Origin of the sequence: Paraburkholderia nodosa DSM 21604, from assembly GCF_000519185.1 — a bacterium.
GTDB lineage: Bacteria > Pseudomonadota > Gammaproteobacteria > Burkholderiales > Burkholderiaceae > Paraburkholderia > Paraburkholderia nodosa.
Genome location: NZ_JAFA01000002.1, coordinates 363,680 through 377,584, shown reverse-complemented (window position 1 = coordinate 377,584; position 13,905 = coordinate 363,680). Strand labels below are relative to the sequence as shown.

General features: G+C 64.0%; 16 protein-coding genes. 10 read left to right on the top strand and 6 right to left on the bottom strand.

What is annotated here, in order from left to right; translation table 11 throughout:
• Positions 1-58: 58 nt before the first annotated feature.
• On the top strand, positions 59-352 hold the full coding sequence (locus A3CW_RS0104250; protein WP_028202455.1) for an antibiotic biosynthesis monooxygenase family protein: 294 nt from the start codon (positions 59-61) through the stop codon (positions 350-352).
• 24 nt (positions 353-376) lie between these two features.
• On the opposite strand, the gene A3CW_RS0104245 is transcribed toward A3CW_RS0104250, so the two are convergent.
• The gene (locus tag A3CW_RS0104245) at positions 377-1,498 is read right to left on the bottom strand and encodes a CmpA/NrtA family ABC transporter substrate-binding protein (protein ID WP_028202454.1); all 1,122 of its coding nucleotides are present in this window, start codon (positions 1,496-1,498) and stop codon (positions 377-379) included.
• Positions 1,499-1,518: 20 nt separating this feature from the next.
• Positions 1,519-2,103, bottom strand: a complete 585-nt coding sequence (locus tag A3CW_RS0104240) for an ANTAR domain-containing response regulator (protein ID WP_028202453.1) — start codon at positions 2,101-2,103, stop codon at positions 1,519-1,521.
• Positions 2,104-2,511: 408 nt separating this feature from the next.
• Between A3CW_RS0104240 and A3CW_RS0104235 the strand changes: the two genes are divergently transcribed.
• A complete protein-coding gene (locus tag A3CW_RS0104235) occupies positions 2,512-4,278 on the top strand; it encodes a SulP family inorganic anion transporter (protein WP_051481216.1) in 1,767 nt (588 codons plus the stop codon).
• Positions 4,279-4,336: 58 nt separating this feature from the next.
• On the opposite strand, the gene A3CW_RS0104230 is transcribed toward A3CW_RS0104235, so the two are convergent.
• Both A3CW_RS0104230 and A3CW_RS0104225 read right to left on the bottom strand, forming a co-directional pair.
• A complete protein-coding gene (locus A3CW_RS0104230; protein ID WP_028202451.1) occupies positions 4,337-5,356 on the bottom strand; it encodes an alcohol dehydrogenase in 1,020 nt (339 codons plus the stop codon).
• A 150-nt stretch (positions 5,357-5,506) separates the two neighbouring features.
• Positions 5,507-6,475 (bottom strand): LysR family transcriptional regulator, encoded by a 969-nt coding sequence (locus A3CW_RS0104225; protein WP_028202450.1) that lies wholly within the window; start codon positions 6,473-6,475, stop codon positions 5,507-5,509.
• A gap of 108 nt (positions 6,476-6,583) precedes the next feature.
• Here A3CW_RS0104225 and A3CW_RS45185 point away from each other — a divergent pair, with 108 nt between their 5' ends.
• Genes A3CW_RS45185 through A3CW_RS0104205 form a run of 4 tightly spaced genes read left to right on the top strand, consistent with a single transcriptional unit; the run spans position 6,584 to position 8,891 of the window.
• On the top strand, positions 6,584-6,874 hold the full coding sequence (locus A3CW_RS45185; RefSeq protein ID WP_245623529.1) for a hypothetical protein: 291 nt from the start codon (positions 6,584-6,586) through the stop codon (positions 6,872-6,874).
• Positions 6,875-6,916: 42 nt separating this feature from the next.
• Positions 6,917-7,240, top strand: coding sequence for a glutathione binding-like protein (locus A3CW_RS54240; RefSeq protein WP_081771514.1), 324 nt, complete (start codon positions 6,917-6,919; stop codon positions 7,238-7,240).
• Between the two features lie 21 nt (positions 7,241-7,261).
• Positions 7,262-8,230, top strand: coding sequence for an MBL fold metallo-hydrolase (locus tag A3CW_RS0104210; RefSeq protein ID WP_035512263.1), 969 nt, complete (start codon positions 7,262-7,264; stop codon positions 8,228-8,230).
• Positions 8,231-8,258: 28 nt separating this feature from the next.
• A complete protein-coding gene (locus tag A3CW_RS0104205) occupies positions 8,259-8,891 on the top strand; it encodes a LysE family translocator (protein ID WP_028202448.1) in 633 nt (210 codons plus the stop codon).
• A 60-nt stretch (positions 8,892-8,951) separates the two neighbouring features.
• Here the strand turns inward: A3CW_RS0104205 and A3CW_RS0104200 are convergent, their stop codons facing one another.
• The gene (locus A3CW_RS0104200; RefSeq protein WP_028202447.1) at positions 8,952-9,851 is read right to left on the bottom strand and encodes a LysR family transcriptional regulator; all 900 of its coding nucleotides are present in this window, start codon (positions 9,849-9,851) and stop codon (positions 8,952-8,954) included.
• Between the two features lie 189 nt (positions 9,852-10,040).
• On the opposite strand from A3CW_RS0104200, the gene A3CW_RS0104195 reads away from it, so the two are divergent.
• A complete protein-coding gene (locus A3CW_RS0104195) occupies positions 10,041-10,817 on the top strand; it encodes an SDR family NAD(P)-dependent oxidoreductase (protein ID WP_028202446.1) in 777 nt (258 codons plus the stop codon).
• Here A3CW_RS0104195 and A3CW_RS0104190 read toward each other — a convergent pair.
• A complete protein-coding gene (locus A3CW_RS0104190) occupies positions 10,802-11,413 on the bottom strand; it encodes a TetR/AcrR family transcriptional regulator (protein WP_035512260.1) in 612 nt (203 codons plus the stop codon). The two genes, A3CW_RS0104195 and A3CW_RS0104190, sit on opposite strands and share 16 nt — an antisense overlap.
• Positions 11,414-11,592: 179 nt before the next feature.
• Here A3CW_RS0104190 and A3CW_RS0104185 point away from each other — a divergent pair, with 179 nt between their 5' ends.
• From A3CW_RS0104185 to A3CW_RS0104175, 3 genes are all read left to right on the top strand, one after another.
• A complete protein-coding gene (locus tag A3CW_RS0104185; protein WP_028202444.1) occupies positions 11,593-12,363 on the top strand; it encodes an alpha/beta hydrolase in 771 nt (256 codons plus the stop codon).
• Positions 12,364-12,507: 144 nt separating this feature from the next.
• Entirely contained in the window at positions 12,508-12,984 is a 477-nt protein-coding gene (locus A3CW_RS0104180) for a carboxymuconolactone decarboxylase family protein (RefSeq protein WP_028202443.1), read from the top strand.
• A complete protein-coding gene (locus A3CW_RS0104175; protein ID WP_028202442.1) occupies positions 12,981-13,838 on the top strand; it encodes a sigma-70 family RNA polymerase sigma factor in 858 nt (285 codons plus the stop codon). The genes A3CW_RS0104180 and A3CW_RS0104175 overlap by 4 nt, the downstream gene beginning before the upstream one ends.
• The last annotated feature ends 67 nt before the right edge of the window (positions 13,839-13,905 follow it).

Below are 13,905 nucleotides of genomic sequence, written 5' to 3'. Positions count from 1 at the left end.
TGCAGTAGCGGATCAACGCAAATCAACGCAAATCAACACGAATCACAAGGAGAACAGGATGGTCTACGAGATGGCGCACATCACGGTGAGCGCAGGCAAGAACGCCGAATTCGAGGCAAACGTGGCGCAGGCGCTGCCGCTCTTTCACCGCGCACGCGGCTGCCGCAGCGTGGAACTGCAGCGCGGCGTGGAAGAGCCGAACCAGTATGTGCTCGTCGTGCAGTGGGATACCGTCGAGGATCACATGGTGCACTTTCGCGAGTCGGATGACTTTCAGGAATGGCGGCGCCTCGTCGGTCCGTACTTCGAGAAGCCGCCTGTCGTGGGGCATACGCAGGTCGTCGTGAAGTGACAGGCTGAGCGCGGCCAGCCGCGCTTACGCCTTGATACCGAACCCCTCCACATATCCCACCGCGTCTTCTCCGTCCCAAACGCGTCCATCGACGAACGGCGCGGTGGCCGTCCCGGCCGGCAGCGCGATTCCCATCGCCGCCGCCGCTTGCCCGTACAGCGCCGTCTGGTTCAAGCCGCGCGCGATCTCGCGGTAGTCGCTTCGGCGCGCAAGCATGCCCCATCGTTCGAACTGCGTCAGAAACCACACGCCTTCGGATTCGTGCGGATAGTTGACGCGGCCTTCCTCGAAGAACTTCATGCCCGGCGTGCGTGATGCCGCGTCCGCTTCGAGCCGTGCCGCGATCAGCGCGGCGTCTACACCCAGCATCTCCGGGCGCGCGAGCCACTGCGCAATCTCGCGCCGATTGCCTTCGCCATCCAGCCAGCGGCACGCTTCGAGCATCGTCTGCACGAGCGCGCACGCCGTCTTCGGATGGCGTTCCACGAAATCGCGCCGGCAGGCGAGCACCTTCTCGGGATGATCCGGCCAGATCGCCCCGCTCGCGATGATCGTGCGTCCCACGCCGCGCTGCTGCGCAAGCCCTGGCCACGGCTCGCCCACGCACAGGCCGTCGAGGCGATCTTCGGCGAGCGCGGCCACCATCTGCGGCGGCGGTATCACCACGCTCTCGATATCGCGCAGCGGATGCACGCCCTGCGAAGCGAGCCAGTAGTACAGCCACATCGCGTGCGTGCCGGTGGGGAAGGTCTGCGCGAACACGGGCTTGCGCGCTAGCGTCGCGAGCGCGCGCGGCAGCGAGCCGTGTTCGGCGAGCGCATCCGCGAGACGGTTCGAGAGCGAAATTGCCTGGCCGTTGCGGTTGAGCACCATCAGCACGGCCATGTCGGTCTGCGGGCCGCCCAGGCCGAGCTGCACGCCATACACGAGCCCGTAAAGCGAATGCGCGGCGTCGAGTTCGCCGGACAGCAGCTTGTCGCGCAGCGCGGCCCACGAGGGCTGGCGCGAGAGTTCGAGCGTGAGGCCGTGCGCGTGGCCGAACTCCAGCAGCTTCGCGGCGACGAGCGGCGCGGCGTCGGCGAGCGGCACGAAGCCGATCTTCAGATGGGTCTTCTCGGGCGCGGCGAGGGTGGGGGTGGCGTTCATAGGCGGCGCTTCGTTCCTGCTCAATCGGGTCGTTCCTGGGCTTGCGCGAGCGCGACGATCTGGCGGGCGACCTCGGCGAGCTTCACGCTCTGGTTCATCGCGCGCTTGCGCAGCGCCGCGTAGGCGGCGGGCTCGGTCAGCTTCTGTTGCTCCATCAGGATGCGTTTCGCGCGGTCGATCAGCTTGCGCTCGGCCAGTTCGTTCTCGGCCTGCGTGAGACGCTCGCGCAACTGCGCTTCCTGGGCGAAGCGCGCGAGCGCGACTTCGAGGATCGGCGCGAGGCGCTCGCTCGCGAGCCCTTCCACGAGGTACGCGGTCACACCCGCATTCACGGCCGAGCGGATCAGTTGCTGGTTGGCGTCGTGGCTGAACATCAGCACCGGGCGCGGCGCGGTGGCGTTCATCACCGCGAGCTGTTCGAGCGTGTCGCGCGAGGGCGACTCCGTATCGATGATGATGACGTCGGGCCGTTCGCGCTCGACGACGCGATGCAGCGCCTGCGGCGTCGCGGGCTCGGCGAGCATGTCGTAGCCGAGCTTGGCGAGCGCGTCGCGCAGGTCGCCGATAGGCTTGTCGGTGTCGGTTACGAGTAGTACGCGCAGCATGGGGATTCGGTGGTCGTCGGCATGACGTCTTCGACGGTTAATCGGTGCATTGCGCGCCATCGCTGGGCGCGCATGAGGATTCAGCAAGGTGCGTGCCAGTTTGTCCGTTGTCCGCAAAGCCGTGCCGGATGGGGTTTCGGGCGCGCCGTGCGGAAATGCGGAGCGCAACGCGTTGTGCACCGCAGCAGTGCGGTAGTCGCTGCGGCGCACCCGGTTGGCGCAGCGCCGGCGGGCGATGCCCGAAAAAGTGCGGAAGGGTCGCGTGCATCAGGGCTCAGGATCCCCAGGGCAAGACAGCGGAGTGCGGCTTTTGTGACACGCCTATTTCAACTATGCTTTTTAGCGCACGCCGTCGGCTCCACGATTCCCAGCGCCAGCATTCCCACGACAATTAACCGGCCAATGGAAATGGAAAGACCCGTATCCCCCCACGCGCAGCCCGCCAGTGCAAGCGCAAGTCGGCCCTGGCTGCGCTGGCTGCCCGGCGTCACGTTGTTCAAGACCTATCAACGCGCCTGGTTGCTCAACGATCTCGCTGCGGGACTGGTGCTGACCACCATGCTCGTGCCGGTCGGCATTGCCTACGCGGCGGCGTCGGGCGTGCCCGGTGTCTACGGTCTCTATGCCACGATCATTCCGCTGCTGGCTTACGCCATTTTCGGGCCCAGCCGCATTCTCGTGCTCGGCCCCGACTCCGCGCTTGCCGCGCCCATACTCGCCGTGGTGGTGCAGGTCGCAGGCGGCGACCCCGCACGCGCCATCGGCGTGGCGAGCATGATGGCGATCGTTTCCGGGCTCGTCTGCGTCGTCATGGGGCTGTTGCGCCTCGGCTTCATCACGGAACTGCTGTCCAAGCCCATTCGATACGGCTACATGAACGGCATTGCGCTCGCCGTGCTCATCAGCCAGTTACCGAAGCTCTTCGCCGTCTCCATCGACGAGCAGGGCCCGATGAGAGACCTGCTCAGCCTCGCCCAGGCGCTCGCGCGCGGCGAGGCCAACTGGTACAGCTTCGCCGTGGGCGCGGGAAGCCTCGTGTTGATCCTCGTGCTCAAGCGCTTCGACAAAGTGCCCGGCATTCTGATCGCCGTGGTCGTGGCCACGCTCTCGGTCAGTCTCTTCCATCTCGACGCCATGGGCGTGAAAGTGCTGGGCACGATTCCCCAGGGCTTGCCTGGACTCTCGCTGCCGTGGGTCGCCAACGCGGACCTGGTCAAGATCGTCCTGGGCGGCGCGGCCGTCGCGTTGATCGCCTTCGCCGATACGAGTGTGCTCTCGCGCACCTATGCGGCGCGCTTTCACGCGCGCGTCGACCCGAACCAGGAGATGGTGGGACTCGGCGTGGCGAACTTCGCGGCCGGCTTGTTCCAGGGCTTCCCGATCAGCAGTAGCTCATCGCGCACGCCGGTTGCCGAAGCCGCAGGCGCCCGCACGCAGCTAACCGGCGTAGTGGGTGCGCTCGCCGTGGCGGTGCTGCTCCTGGTCGCGCCCAATCTGTTGCGCTATTTGCCCAATAGCGCGCTCGGCGCCGTGGTGATCGCCGCCGCGCTCGGGCTGTTCGAAATCACGGATCTCAAACGCATCTACCGGATCCAGCAGTGGGAGTTCTGGCTGTCGATCGGTTGCTTCGTGGCGGTCGCGGTTTTCGGGGCGATCCCCGGCATTGGCCTCGCCGTCCTGATCGCCGTGATCGAATTCCTCTGGGACGGCTGGCGGCCCCATTTCGCGGTGCTCGGCCGCGTGGAGGGGGTGCGCGGCTATCACGACATCGAGCGCTATCCCGAAGCGGTGCGCACGCCGGGACTCGTGCTGTTTCGCTGGGACGCGCCGTTGTTCTTCGCGAATGCCGAGTTGTTCCAGCAGCGCCTGATGGAAGCGGTGGAAGCGTCGCCCACGCCGGTGCGGCGTGTCGTGGTGGCGGCGGAGCCCGTGACGAGTGTGGACGTCACGTCTGCCGACATGCTGCGCGAACTGGCCCACGCGTTGCGCGAGCAGGGCATCGCGCTGCATTTTGCGGAGATGAAGGACCCGGTGCGCGACAAGCTCAAGCGCTTCGATTTGCTCGAAGACATCGGCCCGGACCGCTTCGATCCGACCGTAAGCAGTGCTGTCGATCGCTATGTCGACGAGACCGGCCTCGCGAAGGACGAAGCCGGGCCGCAAGCGGGACGGTAGTGCAAAGTCGTGCGGCGCCGGCCTCGCAGCACCGCACCGCACTTCGCCTCGATGCCACTCAGGCGCCGGGCTTGAGCACCACGCGAAAGCGCGCCTTGCCGCTCATCATCCGCTCATAGGCTTCCGCCGCGCGCGACAGCGGATATTCCTCGATCATCGGCTTCACGCCCGAGAGCGCGCTGAATGCCAGGGTTTCCTGAGAATCGGCGGCGGTGCCAGAGGGCCAGCCCTGCACCGAGTGGCGGCCCATGATGAACTGCGTGATCGGCACTTCCACCGGCTCCTGCGACACGCCGACCATGATCATCTTGCCGTTCAGGCCAAGGCCGCCCAGCGCAGCGCTCATGGCCTTGCCGCTCGTGGCCGTGGCGAGGATCACGCGCGCGCCGCCCAGCGCGAGCAAGGCTTGCGCGACGTCCTGCGAGGCGCTGTCGATGTAGTGATGCGCGCCGAGCTGTTTCGCGAGCGGCGCCTTGTCCTGCCCGCGCGCGATGGCCACGGTGACGAAGCCCATTTTGCGGGCGTACTGCACACCGAGATGGCCGAGACCGCCAATGCCGAGGATCGCCACGACATCGCCCGCGCGTGCGCCGCTGTGGCGCAGCGCGTTGAAGGTGGTGATGCCGGCGCACAGGAGCGGCGCGGCGTCGACGTCGGAGAGGTCGTCGGGCATGCGCGCGAGCGCTTCCTGCGGGGCCACCATGTAATCGGCATAGCCGCCGTCGTAGCTGATGCCGGGAATCTGCCCGTTCTTGCAGAGCACGAAGTCGCCATGGCGGCAGTGTTCGCAATGGCCGCAGTGGCCGCCGTGCCAGCCCACGCCGATGCGCTGTCCGACCTTCCAATCGTCGACGCGCGCGCCAAGCTTTTCGACTACGCCGGCGATTTCATGGCCGGGCACGCGAGGAAACTGCAGGCCGGGCCACTGGCCTTCTTTCGTGAGCGAATCGCTATGGCAAATCCCGCAGGCCTGCACCTTGACGAGGACGTGCCCCTCGGGCGGCTCGGGAATATCGCGCTCGACCAGTTCGAGAGGGGCGCCCGGTTTTGCTACCTGCACTACGTGCATCTTTGGCATCGTCTGCTCCTGGGAAAGTGAGGTTTGCGCCGATGATGTCGTGGCGAAGTGTGGCTACTGCGACATTGTAGGACGATGGTGCACGCGCTTCGTGTTGCGCGGCATGGGGGATGTTTGTTAGCGTTGGGCGTTGGTGAATGCTTTGCGGAATCAGCCTCCTTTTCGCGACCCCGCGCGTTTCGCGTCAGCATTTACGCGAACTTTTCCATCGCCCGTCGTGCGGCTCTTCATATGATCGATGAACGCGCGCAGCTTCGGCATGACCTGCCGGCGGTCCGGATAGCAGAGAAATACCCCCGGCCTCACGGGCGCGTAGGCCTCTAGCACCTCGGTCAGTTCTCCCGATCTCAACCCGGCAGCGGCCAGAGGCTCGGGGACCTGGGCGAGGCCCAGGCCTTCTAACGCAGCGGCAAGCACGGTGGGAAAGTCACTGGCAATGAGGGGACCGGATACGGCGATCTCGATCGGCTGGTCTTCGTCGTTGAACGACCATAGGGCAAGCGCGCCGTTGGACCGCCGCCATCGCAAGCAGGCATGCTGGCGCAGGTCGTTCGGGTGCGTCGGCGGGTTGAACCCGGCGAAGTAGGCAGGGCTGCCGACGACGATGAGACGGAATGGCGGCGTCATTGGCACCGCGACCATGTCGGGAGCAACGAGATGCCCCTGCCGGACGGCGGCGTCGAATCCTTCGGCAGCAAGGTCGGTCACCTCCTTGCTCGCAGCAAGCTCCACCTCGACCTCGGGATAAGCCCGGCAGAACGATGTGACCAGTTCCAGCAGAGTGGGGATCACCGCGCGCGGCGCCGAGAGACGCAGCAATCCAGCCGGCCGCTGGCCGAGTCCACGCGCCACCTCACTGGCGGCGACCAGTTCCTCGAAGGCGGGCTTGGCGCGCGCGAAAAACTTTTCGCCGGCTTCGGTCAAGCCGACACTGCGCGAGTTGCGGATGAAGAGCGCCGCGCCAATGCGCGCTTCGAGTACACGCACCGTCTGGCTGATAGCCGAGGGCGTCACACCGAGCTCCGCGGCCGCCTTGCGAAAACTGCGATGCTGTGCAACGCGCAGGAACACCTCCACGCCGTCCAGCGCGCCCTGCCTGACTGTGAAGTTCTGCTTCATGGCCCGTCAACAATGTGATGAATAGCCGCTTGCGAATAGCGATGATACCTTGGCACCAGCCATTGGGCCGGAGCATTGGCGGCTCACACCACGGTAACGGGACGCTGAATGAAACGCCTTCTTCTTAATTTGACCATAGCCGCTGTGCTGGTCGCTTTTGCTGGAGTTTCCATGTCGCAAACCACGCCTATGCCTGCCACGCCAACCACGAAGATTCTGGCGATTGGCACTTTTCCGCCAGGCACGGACATGCAACTTGTCCAACGCATTCTTCCGACCGAAGTGCGCGAGACGGCGCAGCTCTACCTCGAGGGCAAGATTGACCAGTGGTATTCACTGCAAGACCGGACTTGGGGTGGTGTTCATCCTGAACGTGACGGACGTCAATCAAGCGCATGAAATGCTCGAGGCGCTGCCCTTGGGGCAAACGCACTTGATGACATTTTCGCTCCTCCCAATAGGCCCGCTAAAGCCGTTGAGCAAGCTCTTGAATCCGCCTTCCCCCCAGTAGCAAGCGCTGGAGCGTGCCGGGCTGCAGCGCCGTTGGTCGATGAATTAACTCGTTGCTCCCTGACGCACCAGCCATGGTTGCTGGGAGAGCGATTCTCGGTAGCCGACGCCTATCTTTTCACCGTGACAAACTGGGCAAGGCACGTTGGCATGGATTTATCGCCGCTGCCCGCGATCACCGCGTTTCAGCAACGTGCGGCGGGTCGCCCGCGCGTCAGGGCAGCACTGCTGGCGGAAGGTTTGCTGCGGGACTGATCAGTACTAAGGAGTGCAGAGATGATTGAGTCAATCGACAGCCTGGAGATTACGGTCATCGTCGATAACGTTACCGACATCCTTTCATCGAATCCACCGTACGTGGAAACGGAGGTTGCCGGGGCCTGGCGGCGCGGGATGAAATGGCTTGGTGGAGGATGTCTTTGTTGCGCCGCTCACGGCTTGTCCTGTCTGATTACCGCCCGAACTGGCGACACCTCGCACTCGCTTCTGTTCGACACGGGGCCCGACGAGTGGGTATTCGAACGTAACGTCGTCAGGCTCGGCCTCGACCTCGGCAAGGTCGGCGCGATGGTGCTTTCCCATGGGCATTGGGATCACGCCGCTGCAATGCCACGGGCGTTGCAGATGATCACGCTGGCAAACGGTGGAAAGCCTGTCCCAACCTATATGCATCCAGAGATGTTCGCATCGCGAGCGGTCAGGAATCCGCAGGGCCGCATGATGCCGATGGAGGACATTCCGGGACAGCAGGTGCTTGCCGGTAACGGTGCGGAACTCGTTATTACGAGAGTTGAACAGTCGGTTCTGTCGAAGTCGTTCTACATCAGCGGAGAAATCCCGCGTGTGACAAGCTTCGAGCGCGGCATGCCCGGCCAGCACAGGCTTGGCCCTGACGGTGAATGGGAGTTGGACGAAACGCTCGTGGATGAACGATATGTTGCCGTGCATATCGCTAACAAGGGTTTATTCGTGTTTACAGCCTGTTCACACGCAGGTCTCATCAACGTATTGACTCATGCGGGCAATCGCTTCCCCGACGTGCCGATCTACGGAGTGCTGGGCGGCTTCCATTTATCAGGTGCAACGGAAAGCATCATTCCGGACACTGTCGAAGCGCTGGAACCGTTCAATCTTGCACTGATCGCCCCCGCGCATTGCACCGGCTGGCGGGCAATCGGCGCACTGGCGACACGGTTCAAGGATCGAGTCGTATCGTCTGCGGTGGGCAAGCGCTTCGTTCTTTGACTAACGACCTATTCAGCCTCTTCCCATCATGACTGGAAACGCCTTCTTCTCGACCAACCTGCTGCTTGCCTATGCGGCGTATTTCGTCGGCACCGCGAGTCCCGGGCCGAGCAACCTTGCAATCTTGTCCATCGCGGCCAGTCACGGCCGTAAAGCGGCGATGATGTTCGCACTCGGTGTCATCTCGGGATCGATGTGTTGGGCGACGGTGGCCACGCTAGGCGTGTCGGCTGCCCTGATCGCCTGGTCCCAGTTCATCATCGCAATCAAGATCTTTGGTGGTCTATATCTCTTGTGGCTCGCCTTCAAATCCGGCCGCAATGCGCTTTCGACCGCCGCCGCCTCGGTAGAGAAGGTGGAACGAGCACCGACATTGACGAGCGTCTACCTCCGCGGCGCGATGCTCCATCTCACCAATCCAAAAGCGATCCTCGTGTGGGTTTCCATCGTCGCGCTGTCGTCGAACGGCACGGGATCTGCCCATGGTGCCGTAATCGCCGGCTGCGCGGCCATCGGATGCCTGGTGTTCGGCGGTTATGCCGTCCTCTTTTCGACGGATTCGGCTCGCAGGATGTACGTGCGGACCCGTCGCGCGCTGGAAGGATGCCTGGCCGTCGTATTCGGGATCGCCGGGATCAAACTGCTGGCGACGCGTGTCTAGCCGGGTTTCAGTATTCGCTTTCGTGTTGAACTGACGTTCGTTCTTCAGAGCGCGCGCCAGCTACTCACGCAACGTTGCCACGGGAAGACTGGCGACCAGCTCGTCGAATACGACACGAATTCGCCTCGATACCGGGCCGCGTTGGGGACGGTAAACGAATAGTTTCCAGGGCTCGGGATCGAGGCGGGGTAGAAGCCGGACGAGTTGACCTCGCTGAACGTAAGGCCGAATCAGATATTCGGTACATTGGCTGAAGCCAATTCCCGCGCACGCCGCTTCGACTTCCACAGAAGTGTCATTGGTTACGAATGCGGGCGCAGAAGGCTGGAAGTGACGTTCTCCGCGGAACATCCATGGCCACGGACGACCGCTTGCGGAGTCGATCAGGCACGTCACAGGCCGCGCTTCGAGGTCCTTCAGGTTCCCTGGTTCTCCTACTCTCTGGATCAATGCCGGTGAGGCGACTGTCCATACCGGTAGTGGACCGATAGCACGTGCGACAAACCGGTTGTCGCCAATTGCGCCCACGCGCACGCCTACGTCGATCTGCTCGTCCACGACGGCCGAGGGGGCGTCCGAGAGTCTGAGGTCGACAATCAGACCGGGATGACGGGCCATCAATTCCATCAGGATCGGCTGTACGTAGTAGCGACCCAGGGCTGACGGCGCGGTAATGCGCACAACGCCCATTGCGTCGTCACTGATGCTTGCCTGGCCGAACAGACTGTCGACGCCCGTGAGCGCAGCCTGAGCATGGGCGGCGAACGACTGGCCGAACGTCGTGATCTGCACGCGTCGCGTATTCCGGTGGAACAGGGTTTCTCTCAGTTGCTCCTCCAGCTCACGCACCGCACGCGTGACCACTTGCGGCGAAACGCCGAGTCGCGCGGCGGCTTCGCGAAAGCTCGTACACGACGAGGCGGCCAGGAAGATCCTCAGGAGATCAAGGCGATTGAGCATGATTGTTCCTGCACTGAGAGTGATGACTCATTGTCGTGGAAAATTCCCAAATGAGGAATTGTGAATGCGTGATTATTCCATTCATCTTCGAGCGCCGGCTGTCCATACTTCGTTCCAGGCGTGAGGCAACGTAGCCGTGAACAGCGCGCCAGACCCTGCGCAATCTCCACTGGAACAAAGGACGACATCATGAACATGATCAACACACAACGGCAGCTCGAAGGCAAGATTGCGCTCGTGACCGGCGCAAGCTCCGGTATCGGCCGGGCTTCGGCTGTCGAACTCGCCCACCGCGGCGCAAAGGTCGTCGTGGCGGCGCGCCGCAAGGACGAACTCGACCAGCTCGTGGAGCAAATTTCGGCCGAGGGTGGCGAAGCGTCGGCCTTCGTGGCGGACGTTTCGAAAGAAGCCGACATCAAGCGTCTCGTCGACTACACGGTGCAGACCTATGGGCGCCTTGACATCGCCTTCAACAATGCGGGAACCGAGGGCGTATTTGCACCGCTCATCGAACAGGACTCCGAAAGGTTCGACATGGTCTTCGAGCTGAACGTGCGCGGCGTGCTGAACTCGATGAAATACGAAGCGCAGGTCATGCTCGAGCAAGGCTCGGGCAGCATCATCAACAACGCCTCGATGGGCGGGCTGATCGGCTTCGGGAACGCGTCGGTGTATATCGCCAGCAAGCACGCGGTAGTCGGCATGACCAAATCGGCGTCGATCGAATGGTTCCGCCAAGGCATCCGCGTGAACGCACTGTGCCCGGGGTTGATCGAGACGCCGTTCCATCATCGCGGCATCTGGCCATCGGCCGAAGTGCAGCAGCAGTTCGCCGCCGGCTCGCCGGCCGGCCGCTGGGGCTCGGCGCAAGAGATGGCGACGATCGTGGCGTTCCTCGCCTCCGACGACTCGAGCTACGTTTCGGGCCACGCTCTGGTCGCCGACGGCGGCTACTCGATCGCCTGACGCGTGCGTTTGCGAGGCTTCACCAGTCTTTCGACCGCGCCCTCGGTCACCTGCTTGAACAGCTCGACGTTCGCATACGCCCGCGCGGCGAGCATGGCGCCATAGACCAGCGAGACGAGCGTGGCCGCTTCGGCGTGAACCGACGAATCCAGTTTGAGGAGATCGCCGTTCACGCCGGCTTCGAGCACCCGTTCAAGCCACGCAGTCAGGTGATCGAAGAACGTCTTCACCCCTTGAGCCACTTCTTCGGGCAGCGAAGGGAGCTCGGCGCCCAGCATGCCCGCGACACAGAACGGAGCCGTGTCGTCCGCAATGCAGCGCTCCCAATGGCCGATGTAGGCGCGCAGCTGTGCGATGGCGTCAGCGCCGCTCGCCTCCAGCGCCGCCACATCGGCGTCGAGCGCTTCCTGCCACTCGTTCAGCACGGCGACGACGAGATCTGTCTTGGCGGGGAAATGGTGGTGAATGCTGGCCTTGCGAATGTCGATCGCATCCGCGATGTCGGCGTAGCTAAACCCGTTGTAGCCGCGCCGCATGATGAGTTGCCGTCCCGCCGCAATGATCCTGTCGGCCGTCAGTTCTCCACTTACTGTCATTTCGCCTACCATCTAGTCGGTTGAATTACCGATAGCTTACGCGGACCGGGGACCAATTGCCACCCCCAAGCCACTCCAACAATTTTCTTGCCTTTCTACCATCCTACTAGTAGGATGGCTACATCGAACAGGCAATGCCTGTCGAGTTCTCAAATCACCTCACTCCCCGGAGCATCAAAATGAAGATTTCCTCATACGTAACCTGCATCGCCGCCGCTGTTGCCCTTTCCGCCGCCGCGCTCGGCGCGCAGGCCGCCACGGCCGCGCCGGTCAAAAACATCGTGCTCGTGCACGGCTACTTCGCCGACGGTTCGGGCTGGCAGGCCGTGTCGAAGATCCTCACGCGCGACGGCTACAAGGTCTCCGTGGTGCAGGAGCCGGAAACGTCGTTCGACGACGACGTGAAGGCGACGACCCGTGTCGTCGATGCCCAGGATGGCCCGAGTATCCTCGTCGGCCATAGCTACGGCGGCGCGGTCGTGACCGAGGCGGGCAACGACGACAAGGTCGCGGGTCTCGTCTATGTGGCCGCGTTCCAGCCGGATACGGGAGAATCGCCGCTCGAACTGACGAAGAAGACGCCGCCGGCCACCCAGGCGATCAAGGCCACGGCCGACGGCCACCTGTATATCGACCCGGCGAATTTCCACGCGGATTTCGCCGCCGACCTGCCCGCCGCCGAGGCCCGCTTCATGGCCATCTCGCAGGTGACGCCCGCCGCACAGTCGTTCGGCGTTCCGATCACGCACGCCGCCTGGAGAACGAAGCCGAGCTGGGCTGTCGTGGCGACGGCGGACCGCGCGATCAATCCCGATCTGGAACGCTTCATGACCCAGCGTGCGGGCAGCAAGACGGTCGAGATCAACTCGAGCCATGTGGTCTACATGTCGCATCCGGCGGAAGTGGCAAAGGTCATCGAGCAAGCCGCGGCGCAGTCCGGCAAAGAGTGATGCAGCGTGACTCGCCGCCTCCGGCCGCGCGCTACTGGTCGAGGCGGCACAATTGCCGCGCCGAAACTTTTTTCGCCCCAATGTCACACGCGGCCCAGGCTGTCTCGTCATGTCATGGCAACCCAACCGAAAGGAGATGGAACCATGACTGCCAAGCTCGACCTGTTCGCCGCCGCCCCGACCCTGATGAAGTCCTGGATGGGCACTTCGCTCGCCGTGTCCGGGAGCCTCGAGCCGAGCCTCATTGCGCTGGTGGAGGTGCGCGCGTCGCAAATCAACGGCTGCGCGAATTGTCTTAACATGCATACCGCCCACGCACGCGAGGAAGGCGAGACCGAACAGCGTCTCTACCTGCTATCCGCGTGGAAAGAGGCGCCGTGCTACACCGACCGCGAACGCGCGGCGCTCGGCTGGACCGAGGCCCTCACGCGCCTTTGCGAGGGTCATGCGCTGGAAGAGGCGCGCGCGGCGCTCGCCGGCCACTTTACCGAGGAGGAGCAGGTGAAGCTCACGCTGATGATCAATGTGATCAACGGCTGGAACCGCCTTGCGGTCGGCTTCGGCCTGTGGGTCGATCCGGCGGCGGCGAAGGCCATGGCCAAAAAGATGGTCGCCGCATGACGGACCCGGGCCTGAGGGACGCCGCGGCGAGTTTCGATCCGCTGCGGCGCAAGCTGATCCGCGTGGCGTACCGCATGCTCGGCTCGGTCGCCGACGCCGAGGACATCGTGCAGGATGCGTTCATCCGCTGGGCGGACGTGGAGCGCGACGAGGTGCGCGTGCCCGAGGCCTTCCTGCGCCGCATGGTGATGCGCATGTGTCTCGACCAGCTCAAGTCGGCGCGGCATCAGCGCGAAACCTATGTCGGTCCGTGGCTGCCCGACCCGGTCGTCGAAGAGGACGAGCAGGAGGACGTCACGCTGCCGCTCATGCTCGCGCTCGAACGCCTTTCGCCACTCGAGCGCGCGGCGTTCCTGCTGCACGACGTGTTCGGGCTCGAGTTCGACGAAGTCGCGGCCACGATCGGGCGCGAGAGCGCCGCATGCCGCCAGCTCGCGGCGCGCGCCCGCGCTCACGTGAGAGAAGCGCGCCCGCGTTTTCATGTGGAGAAAGGGCGCGGCCTCGAACTGGCGCAGGCGTTCTTCGCGGCATCGCGCAGCGGCGACATGAGCGCGCTGGGCGCCATGCTCGCCGACGACGTGAGCCTGCATGCGGACGGCGGCGGCAAGCGCCCGGCGCTCGGCCACCCGGTGTTCGGCTTCGAGCGTGTGATGAAGCTGCACGCGCAGCTAGCCGACCTGTTTCGCAAGAATGGCTCGACGTTCGTGCGCGCGGGTTTCATCAACGGACTGCCCGGCTTTGTCACGCGCGAGGCCGATGGCGAGTTGCAGACCACCGCGCTCGAGATCGAAGGCGGCAAGGTCACGGCCATCTACGTGATGCGCAATCCGGACAAGCTGCGGCATCTGCACTGAGACGCGCGCTTTGCGGACGCCGCCGCCGTGCACAAACGTTCCAGACTCGCCGCCGCGTCTCGCGGAT